The organism is Sphingobium sp. JS3065 (genome assembly GCF_026427355.1).
Lineage (GTDB): Bacteria > Pseudomonadota > Alphaproteobacteria > Sphingomonadales > Sphingomonadaceae > Sphingobium.
In genome coordinates this window covers 1170194-1190427 of record NZ_CP102664.1, presented here as the reverse complement: position 1 = coordinate 1190427, position 20234 = coordinate 1170194, and the positions used below count along the sequence as shown (strand labels likewise).

Sequence of the window (20234 nt, the reverse complement as noted above, 5' to 3'; positions counted from 1 at the left end):
ATGGAGCAGTTGAATTGAGCAAGGTTCTGGTCATTGGTGCGGGTGGCGTCGGGTCTGTCGCGGTTCACAAGATGGCGATGAATCCCGATATTTTCAGCCATATCACGCTCGCCAGCCGCCGGATCGTCAGTTGCGAAAAAGTGGCCGAATCGGTCAAGGCCCGCACCGGAGTCACCATCGACGTGGCGCAGGTCGATGCCGACAATGTCGCTGAAACCATCGCCCTCATCGAAAAGGTGCAGCCCAAACTGGTCGTGAACCTGGCGCTGCCCTATCAGGATCTGGCGATCATGGACGCCTGCCTCGCGACCAAGGTCGACTATCTGGACACAGCCAATTACGAACCCCGCGACACCCCCAAGTTCGAATATGGCTGGCAATGGGCCTATCAGGATCGCTTCAAGGAAGCGGGCATCATGGCGCTGCTGGGTTCGGGCTTCGACCCCGGCGTCACCAGCGTCTTCGCCAGCTATATCAAGAAGCATCTGCTCGACCGGATCGACACGCTCGACATATTGGACTGCAACGGCGGCGACCATGGCCAGCATTTCGCCACCAACTTCAACCCGGAAATCAACATCCGCGAAGTCACCGCCCCCTCCCGTCACTGGGAGGGCGGCAAGTGGGTCGAAGGCCCGGCGCTGAAGCATAAGCAGCCGTTCGACTTCGACCAGGTGGGTGAAAAGAACATGTACCTCATGTATCATGAGGAACTGGAATCGCTCGCCAAATTCTATCCGGAAATCAAGCGTATCCGCTTCTGGATGACTTTCGGCGACGCCTATCTCAAGCATCTGGAGGTGCTCCAGAATGTCGGCATGACCCGCATCGATCCGGTGATCTACAACGGGCAGGAAATCATCCCGCTCCAGTTCCTGAAGGCCGTGCTGCCCGAACCGTCCAGCCTGGGTTCGACCACCAAGGGCAAGACCAATATCGGCGACATCGCGACCGGCGAAAAGGATGGGCAGCAGAAGACCGTCTACGTCTACAATGTCTGCGACCATGAGGACGCCTATGCCGAAACCGGCAACCAGGCGGTCAGCTACACCACCGGCGTCCCGGCGATGATCGGCGCGGCCATGATGCTGACCGGCGCCTGGAAGGCCCCGGAAGGCGAAGGGGGCGGCGTGTTCAACATCGAACAGTTCGATCCCGATCCCTTCATGGACATGCTGAACAAACACGGCCTGCCCTGGCAGGTGAAGGAACTGGACGCGCCGCTGGACTTTTGACCCCGTTCGCCCTGAGCCTTGGCGAAGGCATCTCACTTGCGTTCGATAAAGGGCTTCGACTTCGCTCAGCCCGAACGGAGGAACTATGGAAACCAAAGCCGGCGACCCCGCCGCCTTCGCGCATTTCGACCTGCACCGCGTCCCCTCGCCCGCCTTCGTGGTGGACGAGGCGGCGGTGCGCCGCAACCTGTCGGTCCTGCGCGACATCCGCGACCGCGCAGGCATCAAGGTGCTCGGCGCGCTCAAGGCCTTCTCCATGTGGTCCCTTGGCGGCGTGGTCGCGGAGTATCTCGACGGCGTCTGCGCCTCCGGCATCTACGAAGCGCGCCTTGCCCATGAGGAATATCGGGGCGAGGTCGCCACCTATTGCGCCGCCTACAAGCCCGAAGATCTGGCCGAAATCCTCAAGATTTCCGACCATGTGATCTTCAACAGCCCCGGCCAGATCGCCCGCCTGCGCCCTGTCATCGACGATGCCCGTTTGAACGGTGTGAACTTCGACATCGGCCTGCGCATAAACCCCCTCCATGCGGAGGGCGAAGTCCCCAAATACGACCCCTCGCAACCGCACAGCCGCCTGGGTTTCCCCATAGACCAGTTGCGCCCCGAACATCTCGACGGCGTCGACGGCCTGCACGTCCACAATCTCTGCGAACAGGATTTCCTGCCGCTGGAACGCACCTGGGCGGCGATCGAATCCCGCGTCATGCCTCATGTCGGCGGCCTCAAATGGCTCAATTTCGGCGGCGGGCACCATGTCACCCGCGCCGACTACCAGATCGACGATCTGATCGCCTTCCTCCATCGCATCAAGGCGCAAACGGGCCTCGAACTCTATATCGAACCCGGCGAGGCCATGGCCCTCGACGCCGGCATCCTGATCGGCGAAATCCTGGACGTCATCGACAACGGCATGCCCGTGGCGATCACGGACATCTCCGCCACCTGCCACATGCCCGACGTCATAGAGGCCCCCTACCGCCCCGCCATGCTGCATGAGGAAACGGAAGGCCAGCTCACCCGACTCGGCGGCCCGTCCTGCCTGGCGGGCGACATCATCGGCGACTATCGAGTCCCCGGCGGCGCGACTCCGGGACGGCGGATCGCCTTCCTGGATCAGGCGCACTATTCGATGGTAAAGACCAATACATTCAACGGCGTGCCCCTGCCCGCCATCTGGCTGTGGCACTCGGAAACCGACGAACTCAAGGAAATCCGCCGCTTTTCCTATGAGGATTTCAAGTCCCGCCTCTCCTGACGCACATTTAATAGCGGCAAGCGCAACAAAATTTACGGATGCGCTTTACAGGGGGGACCCCTCCGCATATATCGCCCTTCCGCTGCCCCATGGGACTTCCACCGCAAGGCAGCTTCTTTGCCAACGACTACACTGGAGGTCCCTTGAGTTGCACAAGCATCATAGCGCGCTGGGGGTAGCAACCGCCCTCACACCGGCAGCACCGGTAACGCTGATTCGTCCCCAGGCCGCGGCCCGGGCCGCCCGCTTCTTTTCGGAGAAGTTTCCGGGGCGGTCGCTCTATGCGGTCAAGGCGAACCCGTCTCCCGATCTGATCCGCACTTTGTTCGCTTGCGGAATCACGCATTTCGACGTGGCGTCTATCGCGGAAGTGCGTCTGGTCGCGGAAACTCTCGAGGGTCAGGCAAAGCTCTGCTTCATGCACCCGGTCAAGGCCGAGGAAGCGATTGCGGAGGCGTACCATGTCCATGGCGTGCGCACCTTCTCGCTCGACTCGATGGACGAACTGGCCAAGATCATGCGCGCCACGAACGATGCCGCGGACCTGGAACTGTGCGTCCGCCTGCGCGTGTCGTCCGAACATTCCGAACTCAGCCTCGCGTCCAAATTCGGGGCCGAACTGGGCGAGACCCGCGAACTGCTGATGGCCACCCGCCAGGCGGCCGACGCGCTGGGCATCTGCTTCCATGTCGGCAGCCAGGCCATGTCGCCCCAGGCCTATAGCGACGCCATAGAGCGTGTCCGCGCCGCCATCGTCGACGCTGCCGTCACGGTCGACATCATCGATGTCGGCGGCGGTTTCCCGTCGGTCTATCCCGGCATGGAACCGCCCGCGCTGGAGGCCTATTTTGACGCGATCCATCGCGGCTTCGAAAGCCTTCCCGTCAGCTATTCGTCGGAATTGTGGTGCGAACCCGGCCGGGCGCTGTCGGCGGAGTACAGCTCGGTCGTCGTGCGCGTGGAGCGCCGTCGCGGCACGGAACTCTACATCAACGACGGCGCCTATGGCGCGCTGTTCGACGCGGCGCATATCGGCTGGCGCTTCCCCGTGGCCCTGCTGCGGGAGGAAGAGAGCGAGGCGGAACTGACCGGCTTCTCCTTCTACGGCCCGACCTGCGACGACATGGACCATATGGTCGGCCCCTTCATGCTGCCGGAAGACGTGCAGGTGGGCGATTATATAGAGATCGGTATGCTCGGCGCCTATGGCGCGGCGATGCGCACCGGTTTCAACGGCTTCACGTCGGAAGCGATCATTGAGGTGGAGGACGAGCCGATGGCCAGCCTCTATGTCGACGCCGCCCCGGTCCGCCGTCGCGCCACTGTCATCAAGCTGGGGTAGAGGCTTAGGCCTCCCCTTAGGAGAGGGTGTATGTCCCTCGCCGCACTTCCCCCGCGGCGAGGGACTAACCTTGTCCGCGCCGGAAAATTCCGACCAGCTCGACATGGGTCGACCAGCGGAACTGCCCCACCGGCCGCACGCTTTCCAGCCGATAGCCTCCTCCGATCAGATGGGCGGCATCGCGCGCGAAACTAGCTGGATTGCAGGAGACATAGGCGATGACCGGCACGTTCGACGCTGCAAGTTGCATCACCTGCTCCCTGGCGCCAGCACGTGGCGGATCGATGACGATGCCGGCGAAGCGATCGATCTCCGCAGGCGTCAGAGGGCGTCTGAACAGATCCCGATGATCCACGACCATCCGCCGCCCCGTGCGGTTCGCCGCCGATTTCAGGGAGAGGACAAGATCGCGCGCCGCCTCCGCCGCATAGACCGGCTGTTTCGATCCCACGGCTAGCGCGAAAGTGCCCAGTCCGCAGAAAAGATCGGCGATGGCGCCCTCGGCAGGCATGGCCTGTCGCGCTTCGCCAACCAACGCTGCTTCGCCGTCCGGAGTCGCCTGGAGAAAGGCGAAGGGCGGGAAAGCGACCGGCACGCCGCCGAAGCTGACGGTGACGGGTTCCGGCTCCCACCGGGTCTGCGGCCCGTCACCTTCATCGATGGTCAGCCGGGCCAACACCTGTTCTCGCGCAAAGGCCAGCAACGCTTCATCGGCGGCGAGTCCGTCGATCCGAAATCCTTCCAGCAGCAGGTCCACGCCCTGGTCGGTCAACGACATGCGGACATGCACGGCGCGCTTGTCGGGCAGGATGACGCCGCACAATGCCCTGAGCGGCGCCAGCAAAGCGAACAGCGTCGGGTCGAGAATTTCACACATCGTCAGGTCGACCAGCATATGGCTGCCGGATTCCGCAAAACCGATGACGACCTTCCGCCCCTGCCTGCTGGCTCTCAGGGAAGCGCGGCGGCGCGCCTTTCGCGGCGAGATATGCGGCGGCAGGAGCGTGCCCGGCTCCACACCCTGCCCCGCCAGGGCTCCGGTGACGCGCGCTGTCACGAAATCCGCATAGCTGGCATCGTCGATATGCTGAAGTTCGCATCCGCCGCAGGTCGGAAAATGGACGCAAGGCGGATCGACATGATGCGGCCCCGGCAAAATGCCGCCGTCCGCCGCGATCCGGTCGCCCGGCGCTGTCAAAGGAACATGACGGCCATTGGCGGTCACGCCATCGCCCTTGGCGGCGATGCGGATGATGATGTCGGTGTCTGGATCGGTCACAGGCGGGAGGCGATAGCCGCTGGCAGCTCCGCAAGCAAATCGTCCGCGATAAAAGCCGCGCCAGCACGCCGCGCCGCTTCGCCATGCAGCCATAACGCTTCGCAGGCCGCCTGGAATCCATCGCCCGTGACCGCCAGCCGGGCGGCGACCAATCCCGCCAGGACATCACCTGTCCCCGCCGTGGAAAGCCAGGGAGAATTGGCCGAGGACAAAATCGCGCGGCCGTCAGGCGCGGCGATCACGCTGTCGCTTCCCTTATAGATCAGGACTGCCTGGGATTGCTTCGCCGCCTCCAGCGCCCGGTCGATCTTGCTTCCGGGCAAATCTCCGAAAAACCGGACGAATTCGCCCTCATGAGGCGTCAGAATCGAACCCGGCGGAATGGCGCCCAACCCTTCATCCGCCAGCAGGACCAAAGCATCGGCGTCGAGGACGAGCGGATGTCCGGCGCTCAACGCCGCCTTCAACCGATCCGGAGCATCCCCCTCGCGCCCCAGTCCCGGTCCGACCAGAACTGCCCTGATGCGGGGATCGTTCAGCGATCCGGCAACATCTGCGGCACTATCGCCATTCTGCGTGACAATGGCCCCCAGTCCTCCATGAACCGCAACCCGGGCGATGTGCCGCACCATGCCCGCTCCGGCGCGGGCGGCTGCCTGGCTGGCGAGCAGGCCCGCACCCGCCATTTCCCCGCCGACCACCGCGACCAGCCCCCGGCTATATTTGTGGGCGAAAGGGCCAGGCGGATACAATTGCGGCACAGGCAGCCGATGCATCTTCGCGCCCGACATATCGATGCCGATATCGGCGCAGACCAGCCTCTGCCAGCACCCTGCGGCCGGTTGCAGCATATGAGCTGGCTTGAACGCGCCCAGGGCGATGCACACCCCCGACAGCGGCACATCGGAGAGCAACTCGCCGCTATCCGTCTGCACGCCGCTCGGCAGATCCACGGCATAGCTGAAACTGGCCCTTTCCGTGAGCCAGCACAATCGCGTCGCCAACTCCGCATCCAGACCCCGCGTCAATCCCGTGCCGAACAGCGCATCGACGATCTGCGTGGCCGGTGCGGTGTCGGCCAACGCTTCCACGGGTCCGCCCCAGGCGGCACGCGCCTTGAGGCTGGAGTCCGTGCGGCTTTCGCTCAGAGCCGCGACCCTGACCGGCACACCCCGCGCCCGCAGCAGCCGCGCCACCACGAAACCGTCGCCGCCATTATTGCCAGGGCCGCACAGGACCAGCAGATCGCGTTTCCCGCCAGCGCGCCATATGATCTCGGCAGCGGCGGCGCCAGCGCGCTCCATCAACGCATATTCCGGAACCCCGGCGGCGATGACCGCCTGTTCCGCCTCCCGCATCTGCGCCGCCGTTAGGATGGCCTGGCTCTGCATCATTTCTTCCTCTCGCCGAACCGCACAGGCAGGCGATAGCGATCCTGCCCGACACTCAATTCGATTTCGTCCTTGCCCGCAATGCCGATGTCGGCGCGCTCCGCCCCGTCGGCGGGAACGACGCCGCGCCCGTCTTGTACGATGCGAAAGCGGCGAAAGCCTCCATCGGCATGGCGCACGGTCAGAAGATCGCGCGTCCGTTCGACCGGGCAATCGTCGCGCCACGCGGCATTGGCGCCGATCGAGCAGAATATGGTTTCACGGCCTGCGGATTCCGATGGACCGCCGCATCCGGCCAAGGCCAGGCACAGCAGCACGCTCCCCTTCAAGGCGCGGTTGGGATGCATGATGCCCATCATCAGCTTCCGCGGCCCGTCAGGCAAGCCGATTGCGGCATTCCAGGACGATGGGGGCCAATATGGCGGCAAATCGCGTTTGCCCCGTGGCATCGCCCACCAGATCCTGCCGCATCTCTATGCCGAGATAGGGGATGCCGTTGCCCTCCGCATGGCGGTTCATCGTGGCGTTCAGAACCTTGCCGGAATAGGGCAACTGGTCCCCGACCTTGAGCCCCGCCGCCTCGAGCAGGGGAATGGCGATGCGGGCCGCCCGGTCGTCCTGATTGTAAAGGACGCCGATATCCCAGGGACGCTTCTGACCGGGATCGCTGGCCAGCCGGGGCGTGAAGCTGTGGACGGACAGGATGAACGGAGAGGGCATGGCGTCCAGCAGCCTGGCCACTTTATGATGATAGGGGTGGTGGAACCGCATCATCCGATCGTTCAGGTCGGCGTGGCGGTTGCCCGGAATGACATGGCCGTCGCTCATCACCGGCAGCAGCCCCGGCGCGTCATCCTCCCGGTTGAGGTCGATCACCAGGCGGGAAACGCCGCCCAATACGGCCTTGCAGCGCAATTCTTCGGCCAGCAGGGCGCTGACCTCCGCCACGCCGATGTCGACGGCGATATGATCGTTCAGCAAGGCGGCGTCGACGCCCAGATCGATATCGGCCGGGACATGGGCGGAGGCATGGTCCGCGATGATCAATATGTTGAGATCGCCGCCGTCGACTTCCGTAAATGCCTCGCTCATTCCGTCCTGATCCTCGTTTCGGCGACCCACCATCCGCCATGGCCGTCGCGCAGCCTTTCCGCCGCCCGGGCGCACTGGCGATCCGTCTCGAACAGCGCGAAGCAGGTCGCGCCCGATCCCGACATGCGGGCAAGGCGCACGCCGTCACATGCCTTCAGCGCAGCCAGCACGTCCGCAATGACCGGCGCTGCCGCCATGGCCGGGGCCTCCAGATCGTTGCGTCCGGCGGCGATCAACTGTTCCAGGTCACTCGCCGCCAGGGGGCCGCGATCCACCCGGTCCCAATTGCCGAAAACCTGCGCCGTCGAAACCGCGACGCCGGGATTGACCAGCAGGATCGGCATGGCGGACAGCCCGGCGACCGACTGCCGGTGCAGCACTTCCCCCCGCCCCCGCACCATTTGCGAGACGCTGCCGATGCAGGCCGGAACGTCCGAACCGAGCGACAGCGCGATCCGTTCGAGCGCCTCGGTGGACAGGGGCGCGTTCCAGAGCCGGGTGAGCAGCCGCAGCGCGGCAGCCGCGTCGGCGGAGCCACCGCCAATGCCCGATGCGACCGGCAGCATCTTGCGCAACCTCAGATCGGCGCCGGGACTTCCCCCCAGATGGGCTTGCAAGGCGTGGGCGGCCTTCATCACCAGATTGTCGGGGCCTGCGTCCAACTCACGGCCGAAGGGACCCTCGACATAAAGATTGATCGACCCGTCCGACCGGACCCGGCCCGACAGCCTGTCCCCCAGTTGCGTGAAGACGAACAGGCTTTCCAGCGCATGATAGCCATCCGTCCGCTTGTGCCGGACATGCAGAGCCAGATTGATCTTGGCAAAGGCGGTTTCGACCAGTTCGCCCGCATCCGCCGGGAATGTGGCGGCCCCTTCCGCGTCAACGTGCGGCATATTCGGGCTTCATCCCCTCTTTGGTCTTGGCGGCCAGACGTTGCGCCGTCTCGCCCTCGGCAAAGACCGCGGCTGCGCGCCAGGCATAGCGGGCCTCATAACGACGCCCCGCCGCCCACAGCGCATCGCCCAGATGTTCGTTGATGGTCGCGTCGGAAGGCGCTCCGGCGGCGGCCCGCTCCAGCACCGGCACAGCGGCATCGATGTCCCCTGTCACGAACTGCGCCCAGCCCAGGGAATCCGTGATCGACGCATCCTGAGGCTTGAGAGCGCTCGCCTTTTTCAGCAATTCCAGCGCCGCGTCCATATTCTGCCGCCGCTCGATCTGCGCATAGCCCAGATAATTGAGGATGGTCGGCTCCTCCGGCGCCAATCTGGCCGCCCGCTCCAATACCGCCCGCGCTTCATTCCAATGCGCGCCCTGTTCCAGCGCACTGCCCTCGAACAAGAGCAGCGCCCAGGGAACGGCATCGGCTGGATAAGGGCCCTGAGCGGCGCGGAACGCAGCGGCTGCGCCCTCGAAATCATTATCCTGCGCCAGCAACTGGCCCAACCGCACATGGCGTTCCGGCTCCGCATGCGGCACGGCCGCCAGAGTGCGCGCCAGGGCGATCGCCTCCGCCCGCTTGCCTTCCGCCGCCAGCGCTTCGACCAGTTCCGCCTGCGCCAGCGCACCATACCAGCCATTGGCTGGCACCGCTTGCGCCTCCTCCACCGAATAGGCGGCATGGCCGGCGCGGCTCAGCAGGTCTGCGGCGACGATATGGGCTGCGGGACCGTCAGGATCGGCAAGGGCGGCGATGCGTGCGAGGCGGATGCCCAGCGTTCCCGTGCTGCCGTCGGACGAAATGTCCGATGCCAGACGGAGCAGCAGGCAGGCAAAACCCTGCCCCGCCGTCAGGGCCTTGCCGTGGATAGCGGGCATTTTTCTGTTGGCGATATCCGTCCGGGCCTGCGCGAAATTCGCCTCATTTTCGGGCAGGAGCGCCAATGCCTCCGCCTTCGCGCCGCGTGCGGCCAATTGCGCGGCGAAGAGCAGCCGCGAAAGGTCCAGCCCTCCCGCCCGCAAGGACAAGGCGCGATTGATCAAGGACGGCGTGCCTTTGCCCTCGCGCAAGGCCAGAAGCGCCAGATGCTCGTCCAGATAGCGTCTTGAGAGCGATGCGAAACGGTCGGCGGGATCGATGACGGGCGGCGCATATCGCCCCTCCCCCACTGAAATCCAACTCCGGGTGACCGGCGCCAGAAAGGCGAAATTTCCTTCCACCACCATCCGGTCGACAAGCAGGCGGGCGCCACGCCAGTCCTTCCGGTTCAGCGCATCGGCGATCTGGAGCAGGGTTCCGTCGCGGGGCAGCAGGCCGTCGCTTTCCAGAACCGCGGCGGAACGCAGCGCCAGGGGCATGTCGCCGCTGATCACCGCCTGAAAATAGGATCGCCGGGCAACCTCCAGGCTGGCGGGGTCGCCCGCCAGCGCCGTCCGATAGCTGTCGAGGGCAAGGCCGGGAGCGCCATCGCCATCGGCCAGACGCCCCCGCATGTAGGCATGCAATGCGCTGCCAGGGTCCACCGATGCGCCCGCCGCAACGGGCAGCATCAGCATCGTAACGGCAAACAGACGCCTACATGTTCGGATAATTCGGTCCTCCGCCGCCTTCGGGCACGACCCAGTTGATGTTCTGGGTCGGATCCTTGATGTCGCACGTCTTGCAATGGACGCAATTCTGCGCGTTGATCTGGAAACGGGGATTGCCCTCGTCCAGACCGACCACCTCATAGACGCCCGCCGGACAATAGCGTTGCGCCGGTTCGTCATAAAGGGGCAGATTGTAGGAAATCGGGATTTCCGGATCCTTCAACTGCAAATGGACGGGCTGGTCTTCCTCATGATTGGTGTTCGACAGGAACACCGAGGACAGCCGGTCGAAGCTGATCACGCCGTCTGGCTTGGGATACTCGATCTTCTTCGACACATCCTTGCGCCACAGCTTCTCGCAATCGGGCTTGTGCTTCATCGTGAAGGGCAGGCCCATCTTGAGCGTGCGCATCCACATGTCGATGCCCGCCAGCACCGTGCCGATGGTGTTGCCGAACTTGCTCAGGAGCGGTTCGGCATTCTTCACGAGCTGCAACTCGGTCGCGATCCAGCTCGACCGCAGCGTCGGCTCATAATCGTCCAGCACATCGCTCGACCGCTCGGCGCGGATCGCCGCGAAGGCGGATTTAGCGGCCAGCATGCCCGACTTCATCGCCGTATGCGTGCCCTTGATGCGGGGCACGTTGACGAAGCCCGCCGAACAGCCGATCAGCGCGCCGCCGGGGAAGGCCAGCTTCGGGATCGACTGCCAGCCGCCCTCGTTGATCGCCCGCGCGCCGTAGGAGACGCGGCGGCCGCCCTCCAGATATTTCCGGATTTCCGGATGCTGCTTCCAGCGCTGGAATTCCTCGAACGGGTAAAGGTGCGGGTTGCGATAGCCAAGACCCACGACGAAGCCCAAGGCGACCTGCCCATTGGCCTGATGATAGAGGAAACCGCCGCCATAGGCGTCGGTCAGCGGCCAGCCCTGGCTGTGGATGACCAGGCCCGGCTTGTGCTTGGCGGGATCGATGTCCCACAATTCCTTCATGCCGATACCGTAGACCTGCGGCTCGCTGTCAGCGTCCAGCGCGAACTGGCGCTTCAATATCTTGGTGAGATGGCCACGCGCACCCTCCGCGAAGAAGGTATATTTCGCGTGCAGTTCCAGACCCGGCTGATAGTCGGGCTTGCGATTGCCCTCGCGGTCGATGCCCATGTCGCCGGTTGCGACGCCCTTTACCGACCCGTCCTCATTATAAAGGATTTCCGCCGCAGCAAAGCCGGGGAAGATTTCCACGCCCAGCCCTTCGGCCTGCTCGGCCAGCCAGCGGCACAGGTTGCCCAGCGATCCGGTATAGGTGCCCTTATTGTGCATCCAGCCCGGCGTCATGATGTGCGGCATGTTCATCTTGCCGCCCTTGGTCAAGAACCAGTGCTGATTGTCCGTCACCGGCACTTCCGCCATCGGGCAGCCCATGTCCCGCCATTCGGGGAACAGTTCGTCCAGCGCCTTCGGGTCGACCACTGCGCCCGACAAGATGTGCGCGCCGATTTCCGAACCCTTTTCCAGGACGCAAACCGACAATTCCTGACCTGCGTCGTTCGCAAGCTGCTTCAATCGGATAGCCGATGACAGTCCCGCCGGGCCGCCGCCGACGATGACGATGTCATAGGGCATCGAATCCCGTTCGCTCATAATTCCTCCAAATTGCGGACGCCGTCGGTTTTCCTCCCCAATCCGGTCGCCGCGCTACCCAAACGTTTTGACATTATGGGCGATGAAGAAACTTGACCACGGCGTCAACCTCTGGCCCAAGAACAATCGATGCGGGGATTATTGCGGGAAAATGCGGCAGAAGCCGCCAATGCCTATATGGCATGGTGGAATCTGGCCGGCGTGGATTGCGCGGTCGGCGAGGAGCGGGTCGATTGGCTGCGCACGGCTCAGGCCCATGCCCGGCCAGCGCTTCCGGTCGGCGGCGATGGCCCCGCCCCGGCCAGGCCCGCTTCCTTCGATGCTTTCCTGACCTGGCTGGCCGAGGATGCGGCGCAGCCGGAACGGCACTGGCCGGGTGCCGCGATCCTGCCGGAAGGACCGACCGAAGCGCCGCTCATGGTGATCACCGACATGCCGGACCCTGCGGACGTCAGCGCGGGCGCCCTGCTCAGCGATCGCGCAGGGCAGCTATTCGATGGGATGTTGCGGGCGATCGGCCTGAAACGCGCCGATATTCACCTGGCGTCCCTTTTCCTGTCCCGTCCGCCCGGCGCCATGGTCGAGGCAGCAGACCTGGCGGCGGCCGCCGCGCGCATGCGCACGCATGTCATGCTTGCCGCGCCGCGTCGATTATTGTTGCTGGGCGACCGAACCATCCGCAGCCTGTTGCCTGCGGCAGATGCTGGTTCACGGATATTTAACCATGATGGCGGCACCTTACCCGTCTTCGCCACATTCCATCCGCGTTTGCTGCTTGGCCAACCCGCGGCAAAGGCGGAATGTTGGCGTATGCTGCAAGGTTTGATTGAGGAAATGTCCGAGTGATTCGCGCCCTGACCCGTTCGTCCTGCCTGGCTGCCGTCGCCTGCGCCCTGATGGCCGCCATGCCCGCGAAAGCCGATACGGCCAACTCTGGCTCCGGGGTTATTTCCTCCGTCCCGCTTCAGTTGAACGATGCCGACAAAAGCCGGTACGGCGCCATTTACGCCGCCTTGCGCAGCCAGAAATGGGGGGATGCCAGGGCGATGATCGCCGCGCTGGATACGCAGGATGCCGTCCGTCCGGTCGCGCTGGCGGAACTATATCTCAGCAAGAATTCGCCCAAGGTCGAATTGTTCGAATTGCTGGACCTGATCAACAAGGCGCCGTGGCTGGACAAGGCGGATCAGCTTTCCCGGCTGGCGCAAAAGCGTGGCGCGACCCTCCTGCCCGCGCTGCCGCAGGTTCAGAAGATGGTCTGGTTGGGCAGCGCACCGCGCCGGGAATATGTGCCAGCGGTCAAGACCGACGCTCTGGCCCAGGCGCTGGCCGGGCAGATCCAGCCCTTCATCAAGAATGACGATCCGGCCAGCGCCGAAGCCTTGCTGCTCACCGGCGAAGCGGGCCTGACGCCCGATGGCCTTACAGAAGTGCGGCAGCGCATCGCTTGGGCCTATTATATCGGAAATGACGACGCCAACGCCCGGCGCATGGCGGCAAGGGCGCTGGAAAGCCGCAGCGGCGGCGATTGGGCGGTTCAGGCCTATTGGACGACAGGTCTGGCGGCCTGGCGCCAGAATGACTGCCGCGCTGCCGCCCCTGCCTTCGGCAATGTCGCGGCGCTTGCGGGCAACAGCGACATGCGCGCTGCGGGCGCCTATTGGGCAGCGCGCGCCTATATGGTGTGCGGGGAAGCTGAAAGGGTCGAGGCTCTGCTGAAGACCGCGGCCCGTTCGGATGAGAGCTTCTACGGCCTGCTGGCGCGTGAAACGCTGGCGGTGCCGCTGGGTGGCGCGTCGGCCACGCCCCGTTTCGGCGCGGCGGAATGGCAGCAGATCAAGGACAGCCCCAACGTGCGGGCGGCAATCGCACTTAGCGCGATCGGCGAAAATGCGCGGGCCGACCAGATGCTGCGTTATCAGGCGAAGATTGGCGGGACCAGCCAATATGACGCCCTGCTTCGCCTGGCCGGTGCGCTCAGCCTGCCGGAAACGCAGCTTTGGCTCGCCCATAATGGCCCGGTGGGCAAGCAACCGGGCAGCTTCGCCCGCTTCCCCGCGCCCGATTGGCGGCCGGACGGTGGGTGGCGCGTCGATCCCGCGCTGATCTATGCCCATACGCTTCAGGAATCGGGTTTCCGCCGGGACGTCGTCAGCAGCGCGGGTGCGCGCGGTCTGATGCAGGTGCTGCCCAGCACCGGCAATCTGATGGGCCTCGCCGCGCCCGACCAGTTGTTCGTGCCGTCGACCAACATGGAATATGGTCAGCGCTATCTGGAAAATCTGCGGGGCATGAGTGCGACCGGTGGGTTGTTGCCCAAGGTGATGGCCGCCTATAATGCCGGTCCGGTGCCCGTCGAACGGTGGAACAGCGAAGTGAAGGACAATGGCGATCCGCTGCTCTTCATCGAATCCCTGCCCTATTATGAAACCCGCGCCTATGTGAACATCGTGATGCGCAATTACTGGATGTACCAGATCCAGGCGAAGGGCAGCGCGGAGTCGCTGGCCGGCATGGCGCAGGGCCTGTGGCCGACCTTTCCAGGAACCAAGGGCACGCGCCTGGTGCGCCTGAAGCCCAGGACGCCGATCGCCAGCGCGAATGTCAGCGCCAGCATCGCGGGCGGTTCCGACTGATGCCGATTGACGAAAGCCGGCCGTTTCTGCCGGTGCGCATTGCGTTGCTGACCGTGTCGGACAGCCGCACTGCGGCAGACGACCGTTCGGGCGACATTCTGGCCGAACGCATGACAGCGGCCGGTCACATTCTGGCCGCCCGTCATATAGAGCGGGACGAACGCTCCGCCATCGTCGCCCGCCTCCATGCGTGGATCGACGATCCGCAGATCGACTGCATCATCACTACGGGCGGAACGGGGGTTACCGGGCGGGATGTCACGCCCGAAGCGCTGGCGCAGGTGCAGGACAAGGAAATTCCCGGCTTCGGCGAACTTTTCCGCTGGCTCAGCTATCAGACCATCGGCACCTCCACCATCCAGTCGCGCGCCACCGCCTGCGTGGCGCGGGGCACCTATCTCTTCGCGCTGCCGGGATCGACCGGCGCGGTCAAGGACGCCTGGGACGGCATCCTCGTCAGCCAGTTGGACAGCCGTTTCCGGCCTTGCAATTTCGTGGAATTGATGCCGCGTCTAACCGAACGCTAAACAACCCCGCCGATTATTTGGCGGGCGACGGATTGTCTTTGAAGAATTTCCCGGCCTCCCCAAGCATCACCGCCCACCAATCCACCACATCGGCGAAATTCTTCCGATTGAGACCGCCCATGGTGGTCACGTCATAGGCCAGGGCCAGCGACCCGTCGTCCCAGACCGACATCTGCGCGAACCTCTTGTCCTTATTCCATTTATTGGCGAGTTCGGGCGTATTGCCGCCATCATCCTCGAAGCTCACCTGAAATTGCAGGGAAGCGCAATGGCGCGCCTGTTCGCACTCATAGAAGAAGATCGTGTAATTATAGCCGCTGGCGGCGCTCTCTATCTTTGGATTGCCCGTCTGGCTGCTCTTGCCCAAAGCGGCCTTATAACCTTCCGCTTGCAAAGCCTGGGTCACCGTTTCGGGATCGCTGGCGCAGACCAGATTCGCGCCGCAGGGGTCGGCATCCGCCGCAAGGCAAGGCGTTGTCAACGCACCGATCCATAAGCCGGCAATCGCCGCCATTTTCCGCATATCGCCACCCCTTTTACTGAAATCATCAGTGATGCCGATGGGGGAGCTTGTCAATATGTTCCTATTATGTTCTAGTGAATCATGGCTGCGGAAAAGGGTAGAGGCGCGACATTGAACGGCGAAAGCCGCCGCTTCGACCTGCCCGAAAGAATCGCCGATGGCGACTGGCTCGACGCCTTGGCGGAGGTAGATGGTGCGCCGCCAAGACGACGCACGGAAGTCACCGTCGAACGACCCCGCACGATCATCAGCCGCAACAATTCTCCCGACATCGCCTTCAACCAGTCGATCAACGCCTATCGGGGTTGCGAGCATGGCTGCATCTACTGCTTTGCGCGCCCAACCCATGCCTATCACGATCTTTCGCCGGGCCTGGATTTCGAAACCCGCCTGTTTGCCAAACCCGATGCCGCTGAACTGCTGCGCAAGGAGCTTTGCAGCAAAGCCCATAAGGTGTCCCCCATCGCCATGGGGACTAATACCGATCCTTATCAACCAATCGAACGGGATTGGAAGATTACACGGCAATGCCTTGAAATATTATGGGAATATCGACACCCCGTCTATATCACGACCAAATCGGATCGCATCGTACGCGATATCGATCTGCTGGTTTCTATGGCGCGGGAAAGGCTCGTTGCCGTGATGATTTCGGTCACATCGCTCGACCCTGCAACGGCCCGGACGCTGGAGCCACGTGCACCACACCCGCTTCGCCGGGTCGAGGCGATCCGCTTGTTGTCGCAGGCCGGGGTGCCGGTAGTGGCCAGCATATCGCCCGTCATCCCCGCCATTACCGACCATGAGATAGAGAGCATCGTCGCTCGTGTCTCCTCGGCCGGTGCGCAAGATGTGAGCTATATTCCCGTCCGCCTGCCCCATGAAGTCGCCCCCTTGTTCCGCGCCTGGCTGGAAGAACATTATCCGGACCGGGCGGCCAAGGTGATGGCCATCATCCGCGATATTCGGGGCGGTCGTGACAACGATCCCAATTTCGGCAGCCGGATGCGCGGTCAGGGCGTGTGGGCCGACCTGATCCGCGCCCGGTTCCAAAAGGCGCGGAAACGGGCAGGCTTTACCGGCGAACGCGTGACCCTGCGCACGGATCTGTTTCGCAGGCCGGAGGGCGCCCAAATGAGCCTCTTTTAGTTCAAGGATTTGGGCAGCCCATATCCCCCAACCGGAGGAGGGTCAGCCAGCTACCAATCGCAGGCCCGACCGCCGGTTGCGTGCGCGATAGCCGTCCGCCTTGGCATCCATCCGTTCGAAAGAGCCGATGCGCAAGCCTGCTATCGTTGCGATGCTGTCCACCTGATCCGCACCGATCAGATAATCATCACCCAGGAACAAGCGCGCCGCCCTGCCCCCGCCCACCGGCGCTCGGAGGAATATCTCGCTACGCCCTCCCCGGGCCCGCGCCAATAGCTGTGCGAGCGCTTCGACCGCCGTTGCATCGCTGACATCGACGATCAATTCCATGCGGGAATTATTGGCCAATTGCCGGAAAGGCTCGACGCCGCGGATCGTCACGCGCGGCGTTTCCTCGCCCGGCAAGCGATCCAGTTCCACCATCAGCAGGGCGCAATCGCCCTCGCGGGCCATGTCCTCTATTGCCTTGCAGGCATCCTCATCGAAACAGCTTGCCTGGAACTGGCCGCTGCTGTCGGAGAAGGTAGCGGCGGCATATCTCGCGCCGCGCTTGGTTTCGCGCCAACGCACATCTTCGACCATGGCGGCCATTACGCCATTGGCCCGGCCACCCTCGGCAACAGGCTCGGTGCAAATGGCGCCATAGCTTTTCGCGCCCCGGGCCTCGGCCAGATGCCGATAGCGGTCGACCGGATGGGCGGAGAAATAAAAGCCGAACGCATCCTTTTCCTGCGCCATGCGGTCCGCCGTCGACCAGGTCTGATGCGGCGGAATGCGGACATCGGCATGCGGCGTTTCGACATCCCCGAACAGGCCGCCCTGCCCGCTCTCCCGCGCCTCCGCAGCGCTGGAGGCCACGCTGAGGATCGTTTCCGCCGCCGCATGGACACCGGCCCGGTCCGCATGCACGCCATCGAATGCGCCCGCCGCCGCCAGGCTTTCCAACTGCCGCCGGTTGAGCAGGCGCGGTTCGATGCGGTCGGCGAAATCGTCCAGCGACTTGAACGGGCCGCCCGCATCACGCTCTGCAACCAATTGCTCCATCGCCTTTTCGCCCACGCCTTTCAGGCCACCCAGGGCATAGCGCACGGCAAAGGCGAGGCGCGGATCATCGCCTTCCTGCTCGACCGCCTCGACCGAAAAATCCGCCTCGCTGCGGTTGATGTCAGGCGCCAGGCAGCCCAACCCCATCCGCCGCATATCGTCCACGAACACCGTCAGCTTGTCGGTCAGGTGAATATCGAAGGCCATGGACGCGGCGTAGAATTCCGCCGGATAATGCGCCTTCAACCAGGCGGTCTGATAGGCGAGCAAGGCATAGGCGGCCGCATGCGACTTGTTGAAGCCATAGCCGGCGAACTTGTCGATCAAATCGAACAGATCGTTCGCCTTGCCCGCCGCGATGTCGCTCTTCGCGCATCCTTCGACGAAGCGGGCGCGCTGGGCGTCCATCTCCGCCTTGATCTTCTTGCCCATGGCGCGGCGCAGCAGGTCGGCGTCACCCAGCGAATAGCCCGCCAATATCTGCGCGGCCTGCATCACCTGTTCCTGATAGACGAAGATGCCATAGGTCTCTTCAAGGATAGGCTTCAGAAGAATGTGAGGGTATTCAATATCTTCCTGGCCGTTCTTGCGACGCCCAAACATGGGGATATTGTCCATCGGGCCGGGGCGATAGAGCGACACCAGCGCAATGATGTCCCCGAAATTGGTCGGACGCACGGCGGCCAGCGTCTTGCGCATGCCTTCCGATTCCAACTGGAACACGCCCACCGTGTCGCCGCGCTGGAGCAGCTCATAAACCGCCGGATCGTCCCAACCGAGCGCATTAAGGTCGATCTCCACGCCCCGTCCGGCGAGCAATTGCACAGCCTTCTGCAACACCGACAGCGTCTTGAGGCCGAGGAAGTCGAACTTCACCAGCCCCGCGCCCTCGACATATTTCATGTCGAACTGCGTGACCGGCATGTCGGACCGGGGATCGCGATAGAGCGGCACCAGTTGCGACAGGGGCCTGTCCGCGATCACCACGCCCGCCGCATGGGTGGAGCTATGCCGCGGGAAGCCTTCCAGCTTCATGGCATAGTCGATCAGGCGCTTGACCTGCGCGTCATTGTCATATTCCGCCCGGAACTCGGCCACGCCATTCAGGGATCGTTCCAGCGTCCAGGGGTCGGTCGGATGGTTAGGCACCAGCTTGGCCAGGCGGTCGACCTGACCATAGCTCATCTGCAAAACGCGGCCCGTATCCTTGAGCACGGCGCGCGCCTTCAGCTTTCCGAAGGTGATGATCTGCGCGACATGATCCGCGCCATATTTCTGCTGGACGTAGCGAATCACTTCGCCGCGCCGGGTTTCGCAGAAGTCGATGTCGAAGTCCGGCATCGACACACGTTCCGGGTTCAGGAAGCGTTCGAACAGCAATCCCAATTGCAGCGGATCGAGATCGGTGATCGTCAGCGCCCAGGCGACGACCGATCCAGCGCCCGAACCACGGCCCGGACCGACCGGAATGTCATGATCCTTCGCCCATCTGATGAAGTCGGCGACGATCAGGAAGTAACCGGGAAAGCCCATCTGGATGATGATGTCGGTTTCGAACTTCAATCGGTCGAAATAGGGCTTGCGCGCTTCCTCGTCCGTGATGCCCGCCTTGGCCAGCCGCGCTTCCAGCCCGTCCGCCGCCTGATCGCGCAGCATCTTCGCCTCGCCCTCTATATCGCCGGCCAGGCTGGGTAGGATGGGCTTGCGCTTGGGTGCCGCGACGGCACAACGCTGCGCGACGACCAGCGTGTTGGCCAGCGCTTCGGGCAAATCCTCGAACAATCGCTTCATTTCCGCCGCCGGTTTCATCCAGGCGTCGGGCGAGCTGGTCCGCCGGTCGGGCGTCTCGACATAGGCGCTGTCGGCGATGCAGAGCATCACGTCATGCGCCTCATGGAAATGCGGCTCGGTGAAACAAGTCGGATTGGTCGCCACCAAAGGCAGGTCGCGGGCATAGGCCAGGGCGAGCAGTTCCGGTTCCGCCTTCCCCTCGACCGGATCGAGACGGCGGCAGATTTCGATGTAGAGCCGTCCGGGGAACAACGCCTCCAGCCGCTTCACATAGGCGTGCGCGGCGGCGGGCTGGTCCTCCGCGAACAGACGGGCAAGCGCTCCTTCGCCTCCAGCGGTCAGGGCGATCAACCCGTCGGTGCGGCCTTCCAGCATATCCAGGCTGATATGCGGCACTTCCTCGACCGGGCGGTCCAGATGCGCCATCGAAACCAGCGCGCACAAATTGTCATAGCCCACGGCATCCTGCGCATAGAGGGCGATCCAGTCGTGCACCGCCGCAGCATTGGCCGGGCGCTCGGGCCGCGCCACGCCGACCATCGCGCCGATGATCGGCTGCACCCCCTCCCCCTTGCAGGCGTCGGAAAAGGCCATGGAGCCGTAGAGACCATTGCGGTCGGTGATGGCCGCCGCCGGGAAACCCAGCGCCTTGGCCTGTTTCGCGATCTTCTTGGGGTCTATCGCCCCTTCCAGCATGGTGAAGGATGAAAAGACGCGAAGGGGGACGAAACCGGCATGGGGCATGGCAGGCAATCTAGGCGCTCCCGTCGATTCGACGCCAGCCCCCGGATCAAGA

General features: G+C 63.8%; 16 protein-coding genes. 7 read left to right on the top strand and 9 right to left on the bottom strand.

Going from position 1 to position 20234, the window contains the following annotated elements:
• Nucleotides 1-14: 14 nt before the first annotated feature.
• The 3 genes from NUH86_RS05790 (at nucleotide 15) to NUH86_RS05780 (ending at nucleotide 3835) form a co-directional block, all read left to right on the top strand.
• Nucleotides 15-1235: a saccharopine dehydrogenase family protein gene (locus NUH86_RS05790; RefSeq protein WP_267251547.1), complete on the top strand. Its 1221-nt coding sequence runs from the start codon at nucleotides 15-17 to the stop codon at nucleotides 1233-1235.
• Between the two features lie 85 nt (nucleotides 1236-1320).
• Nucleotides 1321-2493, top strand: coding sequence for a carboxynorspermidine decarboxylase (locus NUH86_RS05785; RefSeq protein ID WP_267251546.1), 1173 nt, complete (start codon nucleotides 1321-1323; stop codon nucleotides 2491-2493).
• 148 nt (nucleotides 2494-2641) lie between these two features.
• Nucleotides 2642-3835 carry a type III PLP-dependent enzyme gene (locus tag NUH86_RS05780; RefSeq protein WP_267251545.1) on the top strand — a complete coding sequence of 398 codons (1194 nt, stop codon included), beginning with the start codon at nucleotides 2642-2644 and terminating at the stop codon, nucleotides 3833-3835.
• A 64-nt stretch (nucleotides 3836-3899) separates the two neighbouring features.
• Here the strand turns inward: NUH86_RS05780 and NUH86_RS05775 are convergent, their stop codons facing one another.
• Genes NUH86_RS05775 through NUH86_RS05745 form a run of 7 tightly spaced genes read right to left on the bottom strand, consistent with a single transcriptional unit; the run spans nucleotide 3900 to nucleotide 11768 of the window.
• On the bottom strand, nucleotides 3900-5114 hold the full coding sequence (locus NUH86_RS05775) for a class I SAM-dependent RNA methyltransferase (RefSeq protein WP_267251543.1): 1215 nt from the start codon (nucleotides 5112-5114) through the stop codon (nucleotides 3900-3902).
• Nucleotides 5111-6505, bottom strand: a complete 1395-nt coding sequence (locus NUH86_RS05770) for an NAD(P)H-hydrate dehydratase (RefSeq protein WP_267252036.1) — start codon at nucleotides 6503-6505, stop codon at nucleotides 5111-5113. The genes NUH86_RS05775 and NUH86_RS05770 overlap by 4 nt, the downstream gene beginning before the upstream one ends.
• Nucleotides 6505-6861 carry a hypothetical protein gene (locus NUH86_RS05765; protein WP_416365362.1) on the bottom strand — a complete coding sequence of 119 codons (357 nt, stop codon included), beginning with the start codon at nucleotides 6859-6861 and terminating at the stop codon, nucleotides 6505-6507. The genes NUH86_RS05770 and NUH86_RS05765 overlap by 1 nt, the downstream gene beginning before the upstream one ends.
• Nucleotides 6862-6880: 19 nt before the next feature.
• On the bottom strand, nucleotides 6881-7597 hold the full coding sequence (locus NUH86_RS05760; RefSeq protein ID WP_267251541.1) for an N-formylglutamate amidohydrolase: 717 nt from the start codon (nucleotides 7595-7597) through the stop codon (nucleotides 6881-6883).
• Complete coding sequence (locus NUH86_RS05755; RefSeq protein ID WP_267251540.1) at nucleotides 7594-8493, bottom strand: 4-(cytidine 5'-diphospho)-2-C-methyl-D-erythritol kinase; 900 nt, start codon at nucleotides 8491-8493, stop codon at nucleotides 7594-7596. The genes NUH86_RS05760 and NUH86_RS05755 overlap by 4 nt, the downstream gene beginning before the upstream one ends.
• Nucleotides 8480-10096: a tetratricopeptide repeat protein gene (locus NUH86_RS05750; RefSeq protein WP_267251539.1), complete on the bottom strand. Its 1617-nt coding sequence runs from the start codon at nucleotides 10094-10096 to the stop codon at nucleotides 8480-8482. The genes NUH86_RS05755 and NUH86_RS05750 overlap by 14 nt, the downstream gene beginning before the upstream one ends.
• Before the next feature lie 19 nt (nucleotides 10097-10115).
• The gene (locus NUH86_RS05745) at nucleotides 10116-11768 is read right to left on the bottom strand and encodes an electron transfer flavoprotein-ubiquinone oxidoreductase (protein WP_267251538.1); all 1653 of its coding nucleotides are present in this window, start codon (nucleotides 11766-11768) and stop codon (nucleotides 10116-10118) included.
• A gap of 129 nt (nucleotides 11769-11897) precedes the next feature.
• On the opposite strand from NUH86_RS05745, the gene NUH86_RS05740 reads away from it, so the two are divergent.
• The 3 genes from NUH86_RS05740 to moaB are packed head-to-tail and all read left to right on the top strand — an operon-like array spanning nucleotide 11898 to nucleotide 14931.
• On the top strand, nucleotides 11898-12614 hold the full coding sequence (locus NUH86_RS05740; RefSeq protein ID WP_267251537.1) for a uracil-DNA glycosylase family protein: 717 nt from the start codon (nucleotides 11898-11900) through the stop codon (nucleotides 12612-12614).
• Nucleotides 12611-14404: a lytic transglycosylase domain-containing protein gene (locus tag NUH86_RS05735; protein ID WP_267251536.1), complete on the top strand. Its 1794-nt coding sequence runs from the start codon at nucleotides 12611-12613 to the stop codon at nucleotides 14402-14404. The genes NUH86_RS05740 and NUH86_RS05735 overlap by 4 nt, the downstream gene beginning before the upstream one ends.
• Entirely contained in the window at nucleotides 14404-14931 is a 528-nt protein-coding gene (gene moaB, locus NUH86_RS05730) for a molybdenum cofactor biosynthesis protein B (RefSeq protein WP_267251535.1), read from the top strand. Before NUH86_RS05735 ends, moaB begins: the two co-directional genes overlap by 1 nt.
• A gap of 13 nt (nucleotides 14932-14944) precedes the next feature.
• Here moaB and NUH86_RS05725 read toward each other — a convergent pair whose 3' ends face one another.
• Nucleotides 14945-15454: a YbjN domain-containing protein gene (locus NUH86_RS05725; RefSeq protein WP_267251534.1), complete on the bottom strand. Its 510-nt coding sequence runs from the start codon at nucleotides 15452-15454 to the stop codon at nucleotides 14945-14947.
• Nucleotides 15455-15535: 81 nt separating this feature from the next.
• Between NUH86_RS05725 and NUH86_RS05720 the strand changes: the two genes are divergently transcribed.
• Nucleotides 15536-16603, top strand: coding sequence for a PA0069 family radical SAM protein (locus NUH86_RS05720; RefSeq protein ID WP_267251533.1), 1068 nt, complete (start codon nucleotides 15536-15538; stop codon nucleotides 16601-16603).
• Between the two features lie 42 nt (nucleotides 16604-16645).
• Here NUH86_RS05720 and dnaE read toward each other — a convergent pair whose 3' ends face one another.
• Nucleotides 16646-20182 carry a DNA polymerase III subunit alpha gene (dnaE, locus tag NUH86_RS05715; protein ID WP_267252035.1) on the bottom strand — a complete coding sequence of 1179 codons (3537 nt, stop codon included), beginning with the start codon at nucleotides 20180-20182 and terminating at the stop codon, nucleotides 16646-16648.
• Between the last annotated feature and the right edge of the window lie 52 nt (nucleotides 20183-20234).

What these genes read in the sequence shown, in the direction of transcription:
- NUH86_RS05740 (WP_267251537.1), top strand. Translation starts at nt 11,898, where the DNA reads ATGCGGGGATTATTGCGGGAAAATGCGGCAGAAGCCGCCAATGCCTAT.
- NUH86_RS05765 (WP_416365362.1), bottom strand. Translation starts at nt 6,861, where the DNA reads ATGGGCATCATGCATCCCAACCGCGCCTTGAAGGGGAGCGTGCTGCTG.
- NUH86_RS05750 (WP_267251539.1), bottom strand. Translation starts at nt 10,096, where the DNA reads ATGCTGATGCTGCCCGTTGCGGCGGGCGCATCGGTGGACCCTGGCAGC.
- NUH86_RS05725 (WP_267251534.1), bottom strand. Translation starts at nt 15,454, where the DNA reads ATGCGGAAAATGGCGGCGATTGCCGGCTTATGGATCGGTGCGTTGACA.
- NUH86_RS05755 (WP_267251540.1), bottom strand. Translation starts at nt 8,493, where the DNA reads ATGCCGCACGTTGACGCGGAAGGGGCCGCCACATTCCCGGCGGATGCG.
- NUH86_RS05745 (WP_267251538.1), bottom strand. Translation starts at nt 11,768, where the DNA reads ATGAGCGAACGGGATTCGATGCCCTATGACATCGTCATCGTCGGCGGC.
- NUH86_RS05785 (WP_267251546.1), top strand. Translation starts at nt 1,321, where the DNA reads ATGGAAACCAAAGCCGGCGACCCCGCCGCCTTCGCGCATTTCGACCTG.
- NUH86_RS05720 (WP_267251533.1), top strand. Translation starts at nt 15,536, where the DNA reads ATGGCTGCGGAAAAGGGTAGAGGCGCGACATTGAACGGCGAAAGCCGC.
- NUH86_RS05770 (WP_267252036.1), bottom strand. Translation starts at nt 6,505, where the DNA reads ATGCAGAGCCAGGCCATCCTAACGGCGGCGCAGATGCGGGAGGCGGAA.
- NUH86_RS05760 (WP_267251541.1), bottom strand. Translation starts at nt 7,597, where the DNA reads ATGAGCGAGGCATTTACGGAAGTCGACGGCGGCGATCTCAACATATTG.
- moaB (WP_267251535.1), top strand. Translation starts at nt 14,404, where the DNA reads ATGCCGATTGACGAAAGCCGGCCGTTTCTGCCGGTGCGCATTGCGTTG.
- dnaE (WP_267252035.1), bottom strand. Translation starts at nt 20,182, where the DNA reads ATGCCCCATGCCGGTTTCGTCCCCCTTCGCGTCTTTTCATCCTTCACC.